Source organism: Acinetobacter higginsii (assembly GCF_000369845.1).
GTDB lineage: Bacteria > Pseudomonadota > Gammaproteobacteria > Pseudomonadales > Moraxellaceae > Acinetobacter > Acinetobacter higginsii.
Map to the genome: position 1 here is coordinate 143333 of NZ_KB850212.1, position 18598 is coordinate 161930.

General features: G+C 37.6%; 14 protein-coding genes and 2 pseudogenes. 11 read left to right on the forward strand and 5 right to left on the reverse strand.

The window, feature by feature from the left end:
• Positions 1–69: 69 nt before the first annotated feature.
• Positions 70–1214 (reverse strand): IS3 family transposase gene (locus F885_RS20580; protein WP_085944219.1). Its coding sequence is split into 2 segments (ribosomal slippage): positions 70–950 and positions 950–1214, totalling 1146 coding nucleotides; the frame shifts between segments, so codons are not numbered across the junction.
• A gap of 650 nt (positions 1215–1864) precedes the next feature.
• Positions 1865–2656, reverse strand: coding sequence for an NYN domain-containing protein (locus F885_RS14570; RefSeq protein ID WP_005314354.1), 792 nt, complete (start codon positions 2654–2656; stop codon positions 1865–1867).
• A 251-nt stretch (positions 2657–2907) separates the two neighbouring features.
• On the opposite strand from F885_RS14570, the gene F885_RS14565 reads away from it, so the two are divergent.
• The 11 genes and pseudogenes from F885_RS14565 to F885_RS14520 all read left to right on the forward strand — a co-directional run bounded on the left by F885_RS14565 (position 2908) and on the right by F885_RS14520 (position 14207).
• Positions 2908–3957 (forward strand): DUF932 domain-containing protein, encoded by a 1050-nt coding sequence (locus F885_RS14565; protein WP_005314355.1) that lies wholly within the window; start codon positions 2908–2910, stop codon positions 3955–3957.
• A 122-nt stretch (positions 3958–4079) separates the two neighbouring features.
• Positions 4080–5207: a YqaJ viral recombinase family nuclease gene (locus F885_RS14560; RefSeq protein WP_005314356.1), complete on the forward strand. Its 1128-nt coding sequence runs from the start codon at positions 4080–4082 to the stop codon at positions 5205–5207.
• A gap of 110 nt (positions 5208–5317) precedes the next feature.
• A complete protein-coding gene (locus F885_RS14555; RefSeq protein ID WP_005314358.1) occupies positions 5318–6220 on the forward strand; it encodes a recombination directionality factor in 903 nt (300 codons plus the stop codon).
• A gap of 76 nt (positions 6221–6296) precedes the next feature.
• Positions 6297–6524 (forward strand): helix-turn-helix transcriptional regulator, encoded by a 228-nt coding sequence (locus tag F885_RS14550; protein ID WP_005314368.1) that lies wholly within the window; start codon positions 6297–6299, stop codon positions 6522–6524.
• Positions 6525–6772: 248 nt separating this feature from the next.
• Positions 6773–7703, forward strand: a pseudogene (locus F885_RS20590) (IS5 family transposase).
• A gap of 53 nt (positions 7704–7756) precedes the next feature.
• Positions 7757–7959: pseudogene (locus F885_RS20595) on the forward strand (type I restriction-modification enzyme R subunit C-terminal domain-containing protein); the annotation flags it as partial.
• 27 nt (positions 7960–7986) lie between these two features.
• Complete coding sequence (locus tag F885_RS14545) at positions 7987–9918, forward strand: ATP-dependent nuclease (protein WP_005314370.1); 1932 nt, start codon at positions 7987–7989, stop codon at positions 9916–9918.
• 4 nt (positions 9919–9922) lie between these two features.
• The gene (locus F885_RS14540) at positions 9923–10657 is read left to right on the forward strand and encodes a UvrD-helicase domain-containing protein (protein WP_005314373.1); all 735 of its coding nucleotides are present in this window, start codon (positions 9923–9925) and stop codon (positions 10655–10657) included.
• Positions 10658–10698: 41 nt separating this feature from the next.
• Positions 10699–11843, forward strand: a protein-coding gene (locus F885_RS20600; protein WP_085944219.1) for an IS3 family transposase whose coding sequence is annotated in 2 segments (ribosomal slippage) — positions 10699–10963 and positions 10963–11843 — 1146 coding nt in all. Because the reading frame shifts where the segments join, the coding sequence is not laid out codon by codon here.
• A gap of 84 nt (positions 11844–11927) precedes the next feature.
• Positions 11928–12968, forward strand: coding sequence for a hypothetical protein (locus F885_RS14525; RefSeq protein WP_005314376.1), 1041 nt, complete (start codon positions 11928–11930; stop codon positions 12966–12968).
• 894 nt (positions 12969–13862) lie between these two features.
• A complete protein-coding gene (locus F885_RS14520; protein WP_005314379.1) occupies positions 13863–14207 on the forward strand; it encodes a hypothetical protein in 345 nt (114 codons plus the stop codon).
• Between the two features lie 40 nt (positions 14208–14247).
• Here F885_RS14520 and F885_RS14515 read toward each other — a convergent pair whose 3' ends face one another.
• From F885_RS14515 to xseA, 3 genes are all read right to left on the reverse strand, one after another.
• Complete coding sequence (locus F885_RS14515) at positions 14248–16986, reverse strand: UvrD-helicase domain-containing protein (RefSeq protein ID WP_005314381.1); 2739 nt, start codon at positions 16984–16986, stop codon at positions 14248–14250.
• Positions 16987–17084: 98 nt separating this feature from the next.
• A complete protein-coding gene (xseB, locus tag F885_RS14510; RefSeq protein ID WP_005314382.1) occupies positions 17085–17279 on the reverse strand; it encodes an exodeoxyribonuclease VII small subunit in 195 nt (64 codons plus the stop codon).
• Complete coding sequence (gene xseA, locus F885_RS14505) at positions 17272–18531, reverse strand: exodeoxyribonuclease VII large subunit (protein ID WP_005314384.1); 1260 nt, start codon at positions 18529–18531, stop codon at positions 17272–17274. The genes xseB and xseA overlap by 8 nt, the downstream gene beginning before the upstream one ends.
• Positions 18532–18598 lie beyond the last annotated feature (67 nt).

Here is an 18598-nt window from a genome sequence, read left to right on the forward strand (position 1 = left end):
AGACCTACAGAGGTGGTCCCACATGTTTGAACAACTAAAAGCTTATTTATAAGTGATACTCTGCTCTAGTTAAGCTACCTTATTTTGTTGTGGTAGCTGGTCATAGTAAAACTCATCTGGAGTCATTTTGTCCAGACTCGAATGAGGTCGTTTCAAATTATAAAATTCAAAATATGCGTTTAATTGCTTCTTCGCATCCAAAACATTGCTGTAGGCTTTGAGATACACCTCTTCATATTTAACGCTCCGCCATAATCGTTCAACCATCACATTATCAACCCATCGACCTTTACCATCCATGCTGATTTGGATGTCATTTGATTTCAATACATCAATAAATGCATCACTGGTAAACTGACTGCCTTGGTCTGTATTAAATATTTCAGGTCGACCATATTTTTCAATAGCTTCATTTAATGTTTCTATGCAAAATGTAACCTCCATACTAATCGATACTCTATGCGCAAGTACCTTGCGGCTATGCCAATCAATCACAGCACATAAATAAACAAAGCCTTTTGCCATAGGGATATACGTTATATCCGTAGACCACACTTGATTACTGCGCTGAATAGCCAATCCTTTGAGCAGATATGGATATTTGCGGTGAGCTTGATTAGCCTGGCTTAAATTTGGTTTGCAATATAACGCATTAATGCCCATTTTCTTCATTAAAGTACGTGTATGACGTCGTCCTATATGATGTCCTTGACGATTCAACAAATCACGCATCATACGGCTACCTGCAAAAGGGTATTGCATATGTAACTCATCCATACACCGCATCAGCTTCAGATCTGATGCACTCACAGGTTTTGGGCGATAGTAATAACAACCACGGGAGACTTTCAGCAGCTGAGCTTGCTTAGATACTGAAATCTGAAGTGAGTCATCGATTAACTTTTGTGGTTGAAGCGGCCCAGTTTCTTCAACACACCTTCTAAAAAATCAATTTCTAATGCCTGCTCACCGATTTTTGCATGTAGTTTTTTTAGATCGATGGGTGGTTCTGTTGGAGCTTTTGATTGATCGAAAGCTTGCGAGGAAGCTGAAATCAGTTGATTTTTCCAGTCGATAATTTGGTTTTGATGAACATCAAATTCAGCACTCAATTCAGCAAGTGTTTTTTCTGCTTTAATCGCAGCAAGTGCTACCTTAGCTTTAAAATCATTTGAATGATTTCTTCTTGGTCTACGTGCCATAAAATACTCCATATATTGATGTTTATAACATCATTTGGGGAGCAAAATATCACTTATAAGTGTTGTTCAAATTTCCTGATCCACCTCTTACAGGTAAATTGATCTTTACCATCAGTGTTGAAACATGCTCCACTCACAACACAAAGCAGCTTTTATTCTTATTCACAGTGACAGTGAATCTCTTTTTTATGGCAGCACAAATCTGACCTGAATCAATAGATAGGGCTGAAAGCTGAAATTGTGATGTACTAAAAGTGTTGTTATAAATTGAGCGCTTTAATATAAAAGACCTGATAGCTCAATAATTTAGTGTTTTGGATTTTATCAGTGAAGGATAGGGCTGATGCCCAAGGATAAGAATAGAGATTAGTCATGGTTGACTCCTTTGGCTATAAAGAAGTTTCACCGCATCACTGTCAAATAATGGTGGCGAAACGAAAGAGGGTTGACAGACTGATAGCCAAAGGATCAGCACACCCGAAGGTGTCCCCCTCCCGTTCCGCCGCAGAGGGGGACACGCAGGGTCGCTCACCAAAAAGATAAACTTTTTAGTGTGCTTTGGCTGAACGGTCTGTCAAAACCGACTGGCAATGTAGGCCAGCAAGTGAATGATAATGTTTGCTTTAGGGGACGTCAAATCACTTTAAAGGTTATATGGTGAGTTAGGTTGATTTATTATCAGGATTAGAAACCTTATTGTTTTTTAACTTTTTGAGGAACATTTGGCTGCCTTCTATTCTAGTTTCAAACAGATTGAGCATTTTTATTAAGCCTGAAAGTTTAGCTCGTCCATAATTACGAGAATCAAAATCAGGGCGAACGTTATTAATATATTGACCTACTTCAGAGAGGTTGGCCCAGCCATTTTCATCTGAATTGTCTTTAACTGCCTTGTAAATTAAATTGAGAGTAGGGCGGTCGACTTGTTGTGATGTATCCTTGTCTATGGTGCTTTTAACATTATTATTTTCTTTTTCCACAATAGTTTCTTTGCTCTCAGTTAAAACTTTCTCTTCATCTGTTAAGTTTTCAACGTAGATGAACTTATCACAAGCCTTTCTAAATGCTTCTGGTGTTTGCTTTCTGCCAAACCCATAAACCACAAGACCACTTTCTCTGATTCTTGAAGCTAATGGGGTGAAGTCGCTGTCACTAGAAATAATACAGAAACCATCTAAAGCACCGCTATACAAAAGATCCATTGCATCAATGATCAGTCCCATGTCGGTAGCATCTTTGCCGACAGTATAAGCAAACTGCTGTACTGGTGTTATTGCATTAGGCAAAAGAATATCTCGCCATTTATTTAGAACATCTTTACTCCAGTCTCCATAAACTCGTTTGACACTTGCAATACCATATTTGGCAATTTCTTCTAATATGGGACTAATTGAATTTACTGAAGAATTATCGGCATCAATTAATACAGCAAGTTTTTTAGTTTGATGTTCCAATCTTATTTCCCCTTAAGTTAATTTTGGCTTATTTGTACCCACTATTAATACTAAGTGTGAGCTAAGCTTTCTTAGAAATAAACAATACCAGAAATAGAATAAATTTCAGATATATACCATCTAAGTGAATGAATGCATTCACATGCATCTTATCGACTTCTCACTTTGGTCTGCTCCCCTAGCAGGCCTTTTTTTATGCACAAAATCTGAAATTGAAACAATTCAAGATTGATCTATTTAAGGAAAAGTTTATGGCACATTTAGTCGAAACAATGGCATTCGTTGGTCAAACACCTTGGCATGGTTTAGGTAATCAATTGACCCAAAATCAACCCTTAGAAGTGTGGGCACAACAAGCGGGTATGGACTGGCGAATTGAATCTTCCGATGTCAGCTATATGGCACAAAATGAACGTGGGCAAAGCATCATTTTACCGTTTGAAGAACAACGGGTTTTATATCGCTCGGATACTCATGCACCGCTATCGGTAGTGAGTCAACGCTTTCAGGAAGTTCAGCCGATGGAAATCCTACATTTCTACAAAGATTTAACTGAACAATCAGGTTTTGAACTAGAAACCGCAGGCGTACTCAAAGGTGGTAAGAAATTCTGGGCATTGGCGAAAACAGGACAAAGTTCCGCACTTAAAGGTAAGGATGTGAGTAATGGCTATATTTTATTGGCAACCGCTTGTGACGGCACGCTAGCAACTACCGCACAATTTACCAGTATTCGAGTCGTCTGCAACAACACTTTAGCGATTGCCTTGAAAGAACAACAAGGCAATGTTGGTGTGGTGAAAGTGCCACATAGCACTAAATTCGATGCAGAGAAGGTCAAACAGCAACTGGGTATTTCAGTTCGTGCATGGGATGAACACATGTATGAAATGAAACAACTCAGTCAGCGTAAAGTGACACAGCAGGAAGCCGCAGCCTATTTTGATGCAGTGTTTAACAATACCAATCTCAGTATGGCTGAGCAGGATGAAAGCATTATTCAGTTTTATCGAAATGCAGCCATGCCGAATCAAACAAACTCATTCAAAGCAGACAATAAAACCGAACCGAATGGACGTGCCATGTCCAAGGTGATGACGATGTTTAATGGACATGGGCGAGGGGCTGAACTCAGTTCTGCTAAGGATACCGCTTATGGATTGCTTTGTTCTATGACGGAGTTTGTTGATCACGAACGAAGAGCGATGAGCACAGATCATCGTTTGGATTCAGCTTGGTTTGGCGCAGGTGCAGCCATTAAGCAGCGTGCGTTAGAACAAGCCCTTAGACTCACTGCTTAAATGATTTAGCCTAAGCAGAACATAACTCTAATTGAATTTTATTGAGCTGCATCTTTGGATGCAGCTTTTTTATGCCGCCAATTCCATTTTTACCCGACTTTTATATGAATGCAGGAATAATCATGAACTCGAATATCCAGATTCAAAACACTTTGAACAATCCACCTTTACAACCTTATTTACCTAACCTCAATCAACCCAATCAGCAGGTTGAAGTGGGAACCAGAACTAGGCGAGAGCGACCGAACACACAGCCACGTAAAACCAAATCACCCACAGCCAAACGCCTAGCCAACACCAAACAGTTGAATTACCAACAATGGTTAGAAGTCAGAAAACAGGGTATTGGCAGCAGTGACGCAGCAACCGCTTGTGGGCTCAATCCCTATATGTCGATGCTAGAACTATGGATGATTAAAACAGGACGGATGCAACAAAACATCGAGGATGAAAGCGCAGGCTATGCACCTTTATATTGGGGTAAACAGTTAGAACCTCTTGTTGCTGAATTCTACAGTATGCACACCAACCATAAGGTACGTCGAGTTAATGCCGTACTGCAACACCCAGATGACGACAAACACTTTATGTTGGCGAATTTGGATTATGCCGTGGTGGGTAGTGAAGAAGTTCAAATTTTGGAATGTAAAACCGTAGGTGAATATGGCTCAAAACTATGGCGAGATGGCGTACCGCTGTATGTCCTCTGCCAAGTACAACATCAACTGGCAGTCACAGGCAAACAGGCAGCACATATCTGTGCCCTGATCTGTGGGCATGAAACCAAAATCTTTAAAGTGACGCGTAATGAAACCGTGATTCAGCACATCATCAATGCGGAACGTCACTTCTGGCAATGTGTCGAAACAGGTATCCCGCCAAGTGTCGATGCTTCTGATTCAGCAGCCAAAGCTTTACAACAGCTTTATCCTGAACAAGTTCCATTATTAGTAGAAGACCTCAGCCAAAATGAACAGGCTAACTATCTCTTTAACCAATTGCTTGAGGAGAGGCATAAGGTTGAGCAACACCAACAGTATTTTGATGAGTTGAAACATCAATTACAAATGCTGATGAAAGATGCAGAGCGAGCGGTATTTACAGGCGGTTCAGTCACTTGGAAAAAGTCGCAAGACTCAATCAGTTTAGACAGTAAATCGCTTCTTAAACAGCACCCAGAATACCTACAACAGTTTCCACAGACTAAAGCAGGAACACGGCGTTTCCAGATTTATCCGAATGGTGGATAAGACTGAGATACCGAAATTCACTACTCAAATCAACCGATCCCATGCTCCAACAGGTATGGGATTTTTTATGCGCAAAATTTTATTTATACATTTATATAGAGGACATCAAGATGATTAAAGGTTTAGCTATTACCCCACCTGTACTTGGTCGTATCAGCATTGGCAAGATCGTGGAAAAGAATGGCAAAAGACTGCCTGAAAAGGATGATCAATTTACCATTACCAGCCAAATCCAAAACAAAGATGGCTGGGTCAAACATCCCTTAGATGAACAACTCCGAGCCAAAGCACCCAATCAAAACCAAAAATTGAGAAACATTCCAGTCCGTATGATCTTCAACGATCCTGAGCTAAATCTACGGGCAGAGTACAGCCTATTTGATCGTCAGACTGGGCGTTTAATCTGCTCAGGAAATGGCGAAACATGTCAGCGTCTTGGGCAAAATGGCATTGAACAACATCAGTGCCCATCACCTGATTTGTGTCAATTGGCGCAAGGTGGACTATGTAAACCTTATGGACGGCTCTATGTGAACCTAGATGAATCTGATGAGTTTGGTACCTTCATATTTAGAACCACAGGTTTTAATAGCATTCGTACCTTGGCAGCAAGGCTTCGTTACTACCATGCAGCATCGGGTGATCTACTATCATGTCTACCGTTGCAACTCACTCTGAGAGGTAAGAGCACCACGCAGAGTTATCGTACCCCGATCTATTACGTGGACTTGACCTTACGTGATGGAGTGAACTTAAGTGAAGCCATTACTTCAGCTAAACAGATAGATGAACAAAGCAAGGCAGCAGGGTTTTATCAGGAGGCTTTAGATCATGTGGCAAGGCAGGGATATGGCAATGCCAGTTTTGAGGTAGGAGGTGAAGAAGGCTTGGATATAGTGGAGGATTTTTATACAGATGACCCCAAGCAAGAATCATCTCATTCATCACATGACCTGAGTCATGTGCAGGATATTCAGAAAGGGTTGCAGCAGTCAGTTCAGGCTTTGAACTAGTAAAAATAATTTCTTACGGAATTGACCTATTGTTTGAGCGAAATGCGCTCGCTTCATTGATTAGGAGAAAAACATCATGAATGCGCTCACAGGTCAAACTTTTCAGATGCATAGACTGATTTGTATTAAACAGGTTGTAGACTACACCGGTCTTAGTCGTTCCACCATATATGAGATAATGGATGAAAAATCTCCATATTACGATTCCACCTTTCCGAAGAAAATTAAGATGACACAAAACCGTATTTGTTGGTCAGCTTGGGAAATCAATCAATGGATTGAGTCCAAGATGGCTCAACGCTGAGAGAGCTTATGCTCTCTTTTTTATTGCTTTCAAAAAATATAGACTCAAATATAATCTTTGAATGTAAGTTGTTTATTTGACTAATATTGATAATTAATAAGTTTTGAGATTGATGATTTGTTAAGTATATATTTAAAAATATGAAAGTTATGGTTAATAATTGATGGCGAAATAAGTTAAATATAGTTTCTGGTGGCCTTGTTACCCAAACCTATTCATGACAGCTTATTCAGAAATATAATTTCCAAATGAATAAGCCTATCTCCAAAATCTATCGTACAACCAATTGGTCCACATATAACCGAGCCTTAATTAATCGAGGCAATATCTCAATCTAGTTTGATCCTTTGACTCAATGGTATGCTCATCCGCAAAGAAAATATGGACGAAATCAAACTTACTCGGATTCAGCTATTCAATGCTGATTAATGATCAAATCTTTATTTAAATTGTCTTTGCGAATGGTCACTCACTTTGTCCAAAGTCTGATTAATGTTTGCAAATTAGATTGGATAGAGCCAGATTATACCGCACTTTGCAGAAGGCAAAGGCATATCGATATTGCGACTGGCTATCAAAAATTAGTAATGGTCTACATCTACTCGTGGACTCAACTGGCTTGAAGTTTTTAGGTTAAGGTGAATGGAAATGTAAGAAACATGGACCTGAATATCGTCGCCAATAGCGTAAGCTTCATATTGCTATAGATGCTGAAACCCTACAAATTCGGGCAATTCAGCTCACGTCAAATAATGTCAGTGACTCACAAGTCTTGGAGGGTTTACTTGATCAAATCCCATTGGATGAGCAGATTGATTCTGTCTATACAGGTGGTGCTTGTGACACAAAGCAATGCCGTCAGGTCATTGCAGATCGGCAAGCGTATGCAGTGTTTTACCAAGAAAAAATGCAAAGCCTTGGAAAGATATAAAAGTTCATTCACGAGAGCGAAATGAACTACTTCGAACGGTTAAACATTTCGGCAGGACACTATGGAAAAAATTGTCAGGCTATCATCGGCGAAGCTTGGTTCAAACCAAGATGCATTGCATCAAATTATTAGGAGATAAACTTTGCTCTAGGAAATTTGACAGCGCTTTTAAAGAGATTCATGCACGAGTAGCCTTATTAAATAAATTTACTGAATTAGGCAGACCTAACAACCAAGTTATAACTTAAATCTGAGTAGGTATGGCAAATTTTAATTTTTAAATCTTTGTGCAACAAATCCAGGCTCAACCTATAATGAAAACAAATTCGCTTTGTTGAAAAGATGATTGAATATCTCACACAAAATGGCGTGTTAGATACCGCACAATTGTACTAACCTCCATTTAATCAGATCCACTATGAAGGGATAGATGGTGTGTCTGGTGATGCAGATGCTGACAACATATTTGGGATTGTTGAAGTATTTAATGAAGCGGTGGCTTAAATTTTAAATAATTAGATAGGTATAGTAGTGTTTATTAAAAAGTTATCAATCGAGGGATATCGTTGTTTTTCAGAGAATTTCGAAATCAACTTCAGAAAAGGGCTAAATGTAATTGTTGGTGAAAATGGAGCTGGTAAAACAACTATTATTAACTCTTTTCGTCAGCTATTTATTGATACTGAGTCTGGGTCATACAGTGTTTCTTCAGATGACTTTAATAAGCCTTTTAAAGAAAAGTCGATAGCTTCTGACTCTTTCAAAATAAAAGTTGAATTTGATAATTTAGAAAATGCTGAACCAATCGCATTTCTACAGTGGAGTGATGCTGCAAATAACGTGATTTTAAACTTAGAAGTTTTAAATAAGGAATTACGTGGACGCTTCAAAAAAAGTTTTTGGGGTGGAAACTCTAAATCCTCTCAATTTGATGTTGAGCTATTTGACAAAATTCATTGTATTTATCTCCCCCCATTACGAGATGCGGAATCAAAACTAGTAAATGGACGACAATCTCGTTTATCAAAATTGTTAAAATTTATTGAAGCTGAGCAACTTAAAGCATGTAAGAAAGCTGAAAAGAAACATCCATTAGAAGAGAAATTTAAAGAATTTAATCAATCTCTTATTAATGAAACAGATTCAAGTATTAAGAAAGCGAATGAGTTGATTGCAGGTCATTTATTAAAAGCAGTTGGTCAAAATTTTAGCCAATCAACACATATACAATTTGTTGAAAATGAATTCTCAAAAATTGTTGAAAATTTAAGATTAATTTTCTTTCCAAACGTAACTACTGCCGAAGCGGACCAATTCAGAGATTTATGTCAGAATAGTCTTGGATACAATAATTTATTGTATATTGCTTCTATCCTTGCGGAATTAACATTAACAAAGGATGAGTCATTATATAGACTTTTACTGATTGAAGAGCCAGAAGCTCATTTGCACCCTCAACTGCAGGTTCGCTTATTAGATCATTTAGAGACCGTAGCAAATGATCAAAATGTGCAAGTTATTGTTACCACACATTCAACAGTTCTAGCTTCAAGTGTTAAACTAGATAAAATTATACATTTAACAAGAAACGAAAATCCCAAAGCTACAGCATTAGCTGAATGTGGTCTTGCACTAAAAAATTTAGATTTTCTTAATCGATGGTTAGATATCACAAAGTCTAATCTACTTTTTGCAAGTGGAGTTATTTTGGTTGAAGGCATTGCTGAACAAATGATCATACCAGAGCTTGCTAAAACTGTATTAAAAGGAAAAGATATTAATAATATTGAAGACTATGGGGTTTCAGTAATTAATCTTAATGGTATTTATTTTAATCATTTTATGCGCCTTTATTGTAATATTACAGGTGTAAATGATGATCAAGAAGATCAAGTAGGTTTGAATATTCCTATCCGCTGTGCAGGTATTACAGATTTAGATCCTGAGCAACATTATGAAGAAGAAGTTACAGAAAAAGATCCTAAAACAGGAAATGAAAGAGTCAAAAAAATAACATACGATTATAAACCTCATGAAAAAAATATATTAGAAGGAAAAAATCATGCTTTGAAATTGGTAGATAGTATTAACACTTCTGACTTTGCACGGCTATTTGTTGCAAAGTTTAAGACGTTAGAATATGACCTTGCAATGGAAAGTAGTAATGCAAAAGAAATAGCTAAAGTTCTTATTGAATTATGGCCATCAAAAACAGGTGAGGTGAAAAAAGGCTTACAAGTAATAATAGATGATGATTACTTGAAAATCACTCCTGAACAAAAAGCAAATCATGCTTTTGAAATATTAAAAAGAGTAGATGATAAAAATATTGGGAAAGGATATTTCGCACAAGTTTTAGCAGATAAGATTTCATCAGAGGAAATTAAACTTCAAGTCCCACAATACCTTGAAGATGCGATTCTTTGGGCTTGTTCATTAGACAAAACTTCTATTGAGGAATAGTTAGATGAAGTATACAGATGAACAACTCGATTATATTGAACGTGCAAAAATTACAGAGAATATTTTTTTAAATGCGTGTCCTGGCAGTGGAAAAACTGAAACCATTGCTCAACGAGTAGCGAATGAAATCGAGCGTTGGGAGTATTTTCCTAGTGGTATAGCAATTTTGTCTTTTACTAAGAGTGCGGCTAAAGAAATTGAGCATAGAATTAAAGAGAAAATAAAAGGACAATCAACCTACCCCCATTTTATAGGAACATTTGATAGCTTTATCCTAAAGAATATTGTTAATCCACTTTCTAAAGATATTTCTAAATATAAAGGAGATAACGGGGATTATTCATTTAAAGTAGTGAACTACGATTCACAGTTATTTTTTTTAACAAAGTATCCACATGGCTATCAGAAAATTTCAGGGCATCAGGTAGAAATTGATAATAGAACAGGACGTTTTAAATTTCATACACCAAATCAAGATGCAAACAGAGCTCTTAATGCTATGGTTTTAGAACAATGGCGTAAAGAAGACATCTATAGTGCGAAGAAAAAATGCAGAGATGCAGGTTTTCTAACTCATAAAGATATCGAATATCTTGCTGAATCAGCTCTTACTACTCGTACTATTACACAGGATTATGCAAAAAAAATAGCAAAAAAATTTCGACTTATCATTGTAGATGAGTGCCAAGATTTATCATTTGAACAGAGGTGGATCAGGAAATTTGAACAACACTTATAAGTGATATTTTGCTCCCCAAATGATGTTATAAACATCAATATATGGAGTATTTTATGGCACGTAGACCAAGAAGAAATCATTCAAATGATTTTAAAGCTAAGGTAGCACTTGCTGCGATTAAAGCAGAAAAAACACTTGCTGAATTGAGTGCTGAATTTGATGTTCATCAAAACCAAATTATCGACTGGAAAAATCAACTGATTTCAGCTTCCTCGCAAGCTTTCGATCAATCAAAAGCTCCAACAGAACCACCCATCGATCTAAAAAAACTACATGCAAAAATCGGTGAGCAGGCATTAGAAATTGATTTTTTAGAAGGTGTGTTGAAGAAACTGGGCCGCTTCAACCACAAAAGTTAATCGATGACTCACTTCAGATTTCAGTATCTAAGCAAGCTCAGCTGCTGAAAGTCTCCCGTGGTTGTTATTACTATCGCCCAAAACCTGTGAGTGCATCAGATCTGAAGCTGATGCGGTGTATGGATGAGTTACATATGCAATACCCTTTTGCAGGTAGCCGTATGATGCGTGATTTGTTGAATCGTCAAGGACATCATATAGGACGACGTCATACACGTACTTTAATGAAGAAAATGGGCATTAATGCGTTATATTGCAAACCAAATTTAAGCCAGGCTAATCAAGCTCACCGCAAATATCCATATCTGCTCAAAGGATTGGCTATTCAGCGCAGTAATCAAGTGTGGTCTACGGATATAACGTATATCCCTATGGCAAAAGGCTTTGTTTATTTATGTGCTGTGATTGATTGGCATAGCCGCAAGGTACTTGCGCATAGAGTATCGATTAGTATGGAGGTTACATTTTGCATAGAAACATTAAATGAAGCTATTGAAAAATATGGTCGACCTGAAATATTTAATACAGACCAAGGCAGTCAGTTTACCAGTGATGCATTTATTGATGTATTGAAATCAAATGACATCCAAATCAGCATGGATGGTAAAGGTCGATGGGTTGATAATGTGATGGTTGAACGATTATGGCGGAGCGTTAAATATGAAGAGGTGTATCTCAAAGCCTACAGCAATGTTTTGGATGCGAAGAAGCAATTAAACGCATATTTTGAATTTTATAATTTGAAACGACCTCATTCGAGTCTGGACAAAATGACTCCAGATGAGTTTTACTATGACCAGCTACCACAACAAAATAAGGTAGCTTAACTAGAGCAGAGTATCACTTATAAATAAGCTTTTAGTTGTTCAAACATGTGGGACCACCTCTAACAATTAAATATTTTGAAAGCAATGATGCTGAATGGCACAAAATTACATTTTGTAGGAGACCTAAATCAGGCTATATATGAATTTAGAGATGTTGATCCTAATGATATTATTAACTTTATAATCAACAATGGCTTTCGAAAAATTCAATTAACTAAAAACTTTCGAAGCTGTCAAAAAATTGTAAATATTGCAACAAATATTATGAAATCAGCTTCAATCGAAGCTGATTTCACATCACCCGAACAATCATGTTTCGTACTTCAGTATAAAGATTCACCTAGTGAAGTGATTTCTCTATTTAATGAATTAACCAAACAGTATAGCAATCGAGTTTTAGTAGCTAGAGGTCATCAAATTTTAAACCAGCTATCTATTGTGGATAGCACACCAGCGAAACCAGTTGAGTTCTTACTAAGCTCAATCTTGAATTTTGATGAGACAAGTTATACTTCAATCAATCAGTCACTTATTGATTTTTCAAAATATATTAAAGATAAGGTGAAGCTAGAAACAAAATCTAGTGATTATAATTGCCCTCAAATTATTGCATCAGAATTAGATTGGAGATTGTTCCTCTACAACTCTATCCAGTATTTATTAAATCATGATTTGCAATCAGATAGTTGTACTTGGACAAATTGGTGCAAAAAAGTAAATGCTGTAGTTATTAATTTGTTTAAGCAAGAATTTGTACTCCCAGAAATTTATGAAGCACTAAAAAACTCTGACTTTAAAATTAAGTCTCCAAGTGGTAAAGCAACACACTGCATCTCTAACTATCACCGTAAAAATGATTCATTAGATATCAAATTCAGAAAATCAACCATTCATGGTGTTAAAGGTGAAACGCATGAAGCGACTATGTTAATTTCAAATTCTACGCGTAAAGGAGATGGTACGCATTGGTCTCATTGGATAGGAGATAAAACCTCAGAAGCTGCAAGATTCGCTTATGTTGCATCATCCAGACCTAAGCATGTATTAGTATGGTGCGTTAAAAAATTAAAACCACTAGAAAAAACAGAATTAGAAAGTTTGGGATTTGAAGTTTTGGAGCATTAGTTCTAAGTCATAATTTTTTTAACAACTAAAAGTAGAATCAGTGCCCACTTCTATACGCCACTAGATGTCCAGTTGGAAAAGAATATGCAACTGGCCTCCAAATAGGATTTTTTATATTAATTAGCAATCAATTTTTTAATTATACTGATAATTTATTCATTAATATAAACTAAGAGAGCTAATCTAAGATGTACAGCAGTCGTAATCCGAAATGCTGAACGAGAAGAAGACTATTTATGAATTCGTCATATATACGATTACTTTAAAATCAAATATAGCAAGTCACAGGATTTTATTTACTTTGCGAATTTGGCAACTCTTGTCATCTAGAATGATATTGATCGTTAGTTGGCAACACCCTCAAATTGGAAATCTAGTGAGTGTGTTACTGTTTGGTCTAGCTGAACTTAATAATAATCCAGTATATCAAGAATGATTCCAAAGATTCTTGTTACCAATGGTATTTGATGTAGAAAAAGTGACGTGCGAAAAGGCTTACACACATTTTAGGATTCAGTACATCGGATTCTAGTTGAGATAAGGGTTTGAAGAGTTTTTAATAGCTTTATGTTTTTGAGAAAGGTATTGGGCAAAATTTGACTCATCTTGGGAACAGTTAAAAAGATAAATAATACATGTTGAGAAAATTTAGAATTAGTTATTCCTCAAGTGGTTAAAGGCTTAGAGTTGGTAAGTTTTTGTTATCTTGTTATTTTTTATATTTAGGAAAACTCTTATGTGAGGTGGTGTTCACAAAAAATATAATTTAGGCTTGAAAATAAAAATCAAAACCATAAATAGTGATGTATTAGGCATATTTTTAATTGCCTAAAGGAAAGCTAACCAATAATAACAGTAAGCTTTTAATTGTTAACGAATAACTAGGAAGAAAACATGAACTTTTTTAAAAATCTCTTCAATCGCTTTAAACTTTTTTGTCAATCCATCTATACCAAATATCGAAAGCCTATCAAGGTTGTCGCTACAACATTAGCCTGCTCTGTTACAGGATACATTTTTGCACCTGCTTTTGCCTCTGTACTTGGTGCGTGGGGTTTTCTAGGTAAAGCTAGTACAGGTATTGCAATAAGTTCACTACATGGTGCAGCCTTGACAAATGCCTCCCTTGCCGCAGTTGGAGGTGGAGCTATGTCTGCTGGAGGTGGTGGGATGTTTGCTGGCAAGCTTTTGATTTCAGGTGCAAGCGCGGCCAACGGAATGTTCCTGTCAGCAGCATAAATTTAAAAAAGACTCTTCCGATTAAATGAAGAGTCTTTTATCAAAACTTCCTCTTTAAACTTTTAGTATATCCACATTCTGAAGAACGGTTACAGGCCATAAAGTCACCGTATGGTCCTGTTCTTTTCCACATACGTCCCTGATTACATTTCGGACAGCGCCATTTTTCTGGAATATCATGGTTAATGGACGTATTTTCATCTTGAGGTATATGGATAAACGCTTTAAAGCATGGGTCTTTAGTAATTTCCTCAAGGAACACTGAATTACGTTCACCAATAAGAAAAGCTTTCTCTTTTGCACGGGTCAATGCTACATAAAACAGACGGCGCTCTTCAGCATAGGCATGTGTTTCTGGTTGTGGCAATACTAAGTTAATAAGAGGATCATCTTCTTTTTCAGAAGGGAATGCACTACCGCCAGTATTTAAGCCTAAAAGAATTACATAGTCTGCTTGTAGGCCTTTGGATGAGTGGATCGTTTTAAATTCAACACTGCAATTTCTAAGAAAGGGCTGAACACTGTCTAGATTTGGTTTGTGATGTTTGTAGCGTCCTAAAATATAAATTGATTTCTTCTTACCTGAACCTGTATTAGCATTATTTATTTCCATAATGGTTTTAAACAGATACTCATGAATTTCCTGAGTCTTTGTTAAAAAGCTTATCTCAACCACTTTACTGCTGGTCTTATCAACAGCACTGACCACCTTTTGAAGCTGAGATTCATTTTTTTGGATAAAGCCACTGGCGACATTGGCAATACCCTGATTGGAACGGAATGTTTTGGTAAGCTGTGCCTGTTTTGTATAGCCAAAGAATTCTTGGAAATTAGTAAAAATACTAATGTCTGAGCCTGCAAATCGGTATATGGCTTGCCAGTCGTCCCCAACACAAAACAGCTTTGCTTCGGGTACTTGATCCAATAATGACAAGATAAGTCTAGCCCTTGCTTGTGATGTATCCTGAAACTCATCCACGATAATAAGCTTGAATGGGCTTTTATATTTGTTCTCATTGATTAATTGAGCAGATTCAATCAGTAGGTCATCAAAGTCATGCTCCTTGCTGCTTTTCAATAACTGGTCGTACTGTTGGTAAACCTTGGAAAATAGCTGTAAAAAAAGACTCTCCCGCAGGTTGAGTGAGGGCCTGGCTAGTAGGCTGGCAATGTTGGCTTGATTGGATTTGTAGTGACTTAAAAAACTGACATAAAGTTCATTGGCATCGTATTCATAGATAGACTGAGCTTGAGAGTTGACCTCAGAAAGGCTACGTGGCTTAAAAGTTTGTCCCCTTGATTTAAGCTCTTGTTCCAACTTCTGAAAGATGGAACCTGTAATAAACTCATGAAAGGTTGTAGTAATTAAATCCGTCTTATATTGTTGATGGATTCCTGATTTCCATTTCATGTCATCGAGATACTTTTGCCCAAAATGCGCAGGCGGTTTGCCATGCTGGTCTACAGCATAGTGTTCTAGATATAGGTTGATTTCAGGTAGGTAAAAGTCAGGCTTGTATTGGCGGTGGTGTTCATTCGCTGTGTCATGCTCGTAGTTTCTTTCGTACTGGTAGGGAACCCCCTGACTGTATAACCAGTTTGCTATGGCTTTTTCACCATGTGATTTAACGATTTCTCCCTGATAGGTTTCAAAGCCATCCTTGAACCTGTCAAATGAACGTCTGCGAGCCTTTTCCCATTCACTTTGAGTTTTAAATGCAAATGGTGATAAGGGAGGTCTTAGGTAGGCCGTTTTAAATAAAAGATATTTTGCCCGGAAGTCTGGATCTGTTTCGATCAGTTGTTGAATAATCTTATTCAACAGGGACTGTGGTTTTCCTGCATCATTGGAAACAGAGGGGCTTTTTCCTGTGGCCTTACCAATCACCTTTACGCCAAACTTATGGAAATTAAGTGCTTCAACACGAGTATTAAACTGGGTGAGGATGTCTTTTAATCGAAAGTTAATACGTTCACTGAGTTCCTCACCTGCATTTTTATTAAATGCGAGAACCAGAATCTCTTCAGGTTTGTAGAGTCCAGTTAAGAGGGCATAGCCCACCTTTCCAACAATCGTGGATGTTTTGCCTGAACCAGCCGCAGCAACCAATAGGTTACGGTCTTCAAAGATAATCGAGGAAATACGCTGTTCATCGGTTAGGGGCGTACTTTCTACCTGATCAAAGAACTGCTTAAATACCTGTAACTCACTTTCTACAAAACGCTTATTCTTTGCATCGATGGCATAGTTTGCTTCAACTGGCAATTCAATAAACTGTCGCAATTGCTCAAACAGGTTCTGTAGAGACGGTTCAAATGCAAAAGAACTATCCCTTTGAATCAGGCTGTTAAATTGTTCAATAGAGACTTTTGACCTTTGTGATAAATCTGACCTAAACAGCTTGCTGAGGCGATGGGATAGATAAATGTTTTGCTGGATAAAATTGTGATATTCCCGTAAGTACGGTTTTAAGGTTTCTTTGATCTTTTCAGCGTTTCTTTTATTTCTCAGGAATTCCGCATCATTACGGATTTCAGCTTGAAACTGTTCAGCCTGTGTATTGAACATACCCTTGAACTGAAAGTTTTGATCAACGGTCTTGAGCGTTAAAGATGACCATATCCAGCCTTTTTGGATATGTGCTTCCAATACCTGTTCAGGATTTAGCTTTACAGTTTTGGTATCCAGTTCAAGTACCAGCTCAGGAAATGTATAGTTGATTCGCCATTTGCTGGAGTCTGCAAAAATGAAGCTGAGTAAACTTGGTCGGATATTCATATTGCCCTAAAATGAAAATGATTTTTTAATAATTCAAAATTTGTAATTGGTTATAAAGTCTATAGAAATTTTACTTAGTTGTTTTATTCCTTTTGCAACTACTCCTTGAATGTTTCATTCAATGCCTGCTGTACGGCATCGACCCGTGACTTACATGCCTTGTAAGCCGTCATTGATTCCTCAACAATCTTCATCAGGTTGTCGATGTCTGGTTCTCCTTGGGATTCCAGCAGGGCGGCATTCTTCTTCAGCAGTTCATAACCGTCTTTAAAGCTTAACTCATTTTTACTCATGATTCGTCACCTCACTTACACTGGCATGAATATAGCCATCCTGCATCTCAATTGAAACAGTTGAACCGACCTGTTGTACAGATCGAATAGCCTTGTTTTGACTCCGTACAATAGCATAGCCTTTGGCAAGCACATTCTTAGGATTCTGCAATAACGTTTCACGCATTAAGGACTCAATCTGTGTGGAGGCAAGCTTAAGCTGCTGCTGGGCAAAATATTGTGTTGTTGACTTAACCAAATCAAGATTTCTATTAGCTGTATTGATCTGATTCTGGGTATGAGTCTTGATGATATTCATCAACTGTTCATTTTGGCCCTGATACGCTGTGATTTGATGCTGTGACAGTAGCTTGATGGTTTGCAAGTAATCCATCACATCCTGAGAACGTTCTGAAATCACATTCCGAATACCTGCAATTACCTTGCTTGGTGTATCGAAAGAACGATGGGCGATTTCATCCAGAATGGTTCGATCTTTTTCATGACCAATACCCACCCATATTGGAACCTTGCGCTTGCATAGCAGGGCAGTGAGATCATAGTCGTTTAAATAGGCTAGATCATTCACTGCACCGCCACCACGAATAATCACAATGAGGTCAGGTGGAATAGCATAATCTTTAGCCCACTGGCGCAGTCCTGAACTTAAGGATTCCATAATGCTGTTGGCAGCAGCATTACCCTGAAAGGTAGCTGTGTGATAGACAAAGTGGCATACGCCAGCCTTGTCCAAGGCATCAGCATCTTTCCTGAAGTCACCCAGACCAGCAGCATTTTCTGGAGCAATCACTAAGACATTTTTAATATCAAAAGGGGCAGGAAGTGACTTATTCAGATTTACCAAACCCTCAGAGCTTAGACGAGCAAGAATCTGTTGGTAGCGTTTGGCAATATCACCTAGTGTGAAACTAGAGTCGATGTCTTCTATATTGACAGAAAACCCGTACTGAGGATCAAAACGAGCTTTGATTTTAATAAGAACATTTAAGTCTTTTGAAAGCTCAATGCCACTTTCACGCTCAAACTTGAGTACAATTTTTACGGCGGTGAATTTCCAAATAGTTGCTTTGCAGCTTGCAATGACTTTATCTGTATCCTCTTCCTTTTCAGCCAGCTCAAGATAGTAATGACCACCCTTGATACTTAAGTTTCGTATCTCAGCCTTTACCCATACAGGCTCATCAAAGTACAGGCAAATGACTTCCTGTACTGTGGATAGATAATCGCTGAGGGGTAACTGTAATTCTGGCATCAAATTAGGTGCTATAATTAGAAATATTTTATACTAATAAACCGAAATACTTGTGATAAACAATCTT

What these genes read in the sequence shown, in the direction of transcription:
- F885_RS14565 (WP_005314355.1), top strand. Translation starts at nt 2,908, where the DNA reads ATGGCACATTTAGTCGAAACAATGGCATTCGTTGGTCAAACACCTTGG.
- xseB (WP_005314382.1), bottom strand. Translation starts at nt 17,279, where the DNA reads ATGAGTAAAAATGAGTTAAGCTTTAAAGACGGTTATGAACTGCTGAAG.
- F885_RS14560 (WP_005314356.1), top strand. Translation starts at nt 4,080, where the DNA reads ATGAACTCGAATATCCAGATTCAAAACACTTTGAACAATCCACCTTTA.
- F885_RS14540 (WP_005314373.1), top strand. Translation starts at nt 9,923, where the DNA reads ATGAAGTATACAGATGAACAACTCGATTATATTGAACGTGCAAAAATT.
- xseA (WP_005314384.1), bottom strand. Translation starts at nt 18,531, where the DNA reads ATGCCAGAATTACAGTTACCCCTCAGCGATTATCTATCCACAGTACAG.
- F885_RS14520 (WP_005314379.1), top strand. Translation starts at nt 13,863, where the DNA reads ATGAACTTTTTTAAAAATCTCTTCAATCGCTTTAAACTTTTTTGTCAA.
- F885_RS14550 (WP_005314368.1), top strand. Translation starts at nt 6,297, where the DNA reads ATGAATGCGCTCACAGGTCAAACTTTTCAGATGCATAGACTGATTTGT.
- F885_RS14555 (WP_005314358.1), top strand. Translation starts at nt 5,318, where the DNA reads ATGATTAAAGGTTTAGCTATTACCCCACCTGTACTTGGTCGTATCAGC.
- F885_RS14515 (WP_005314381.1), bottom strand. Translation starts at nt 16,986, where the DNA reads ATGAATATCCGACCAAGTTTACTCAGCTTCATTTTTGCAGACTCCAGC.
- F885_RS14525 (WP_005314376.1), top strand. Translation starts at nt 11,928, where the DNA reads ATGATGCTGAATGGCACAAAATTACATTTTGTAGGAGACCTAAATCAG.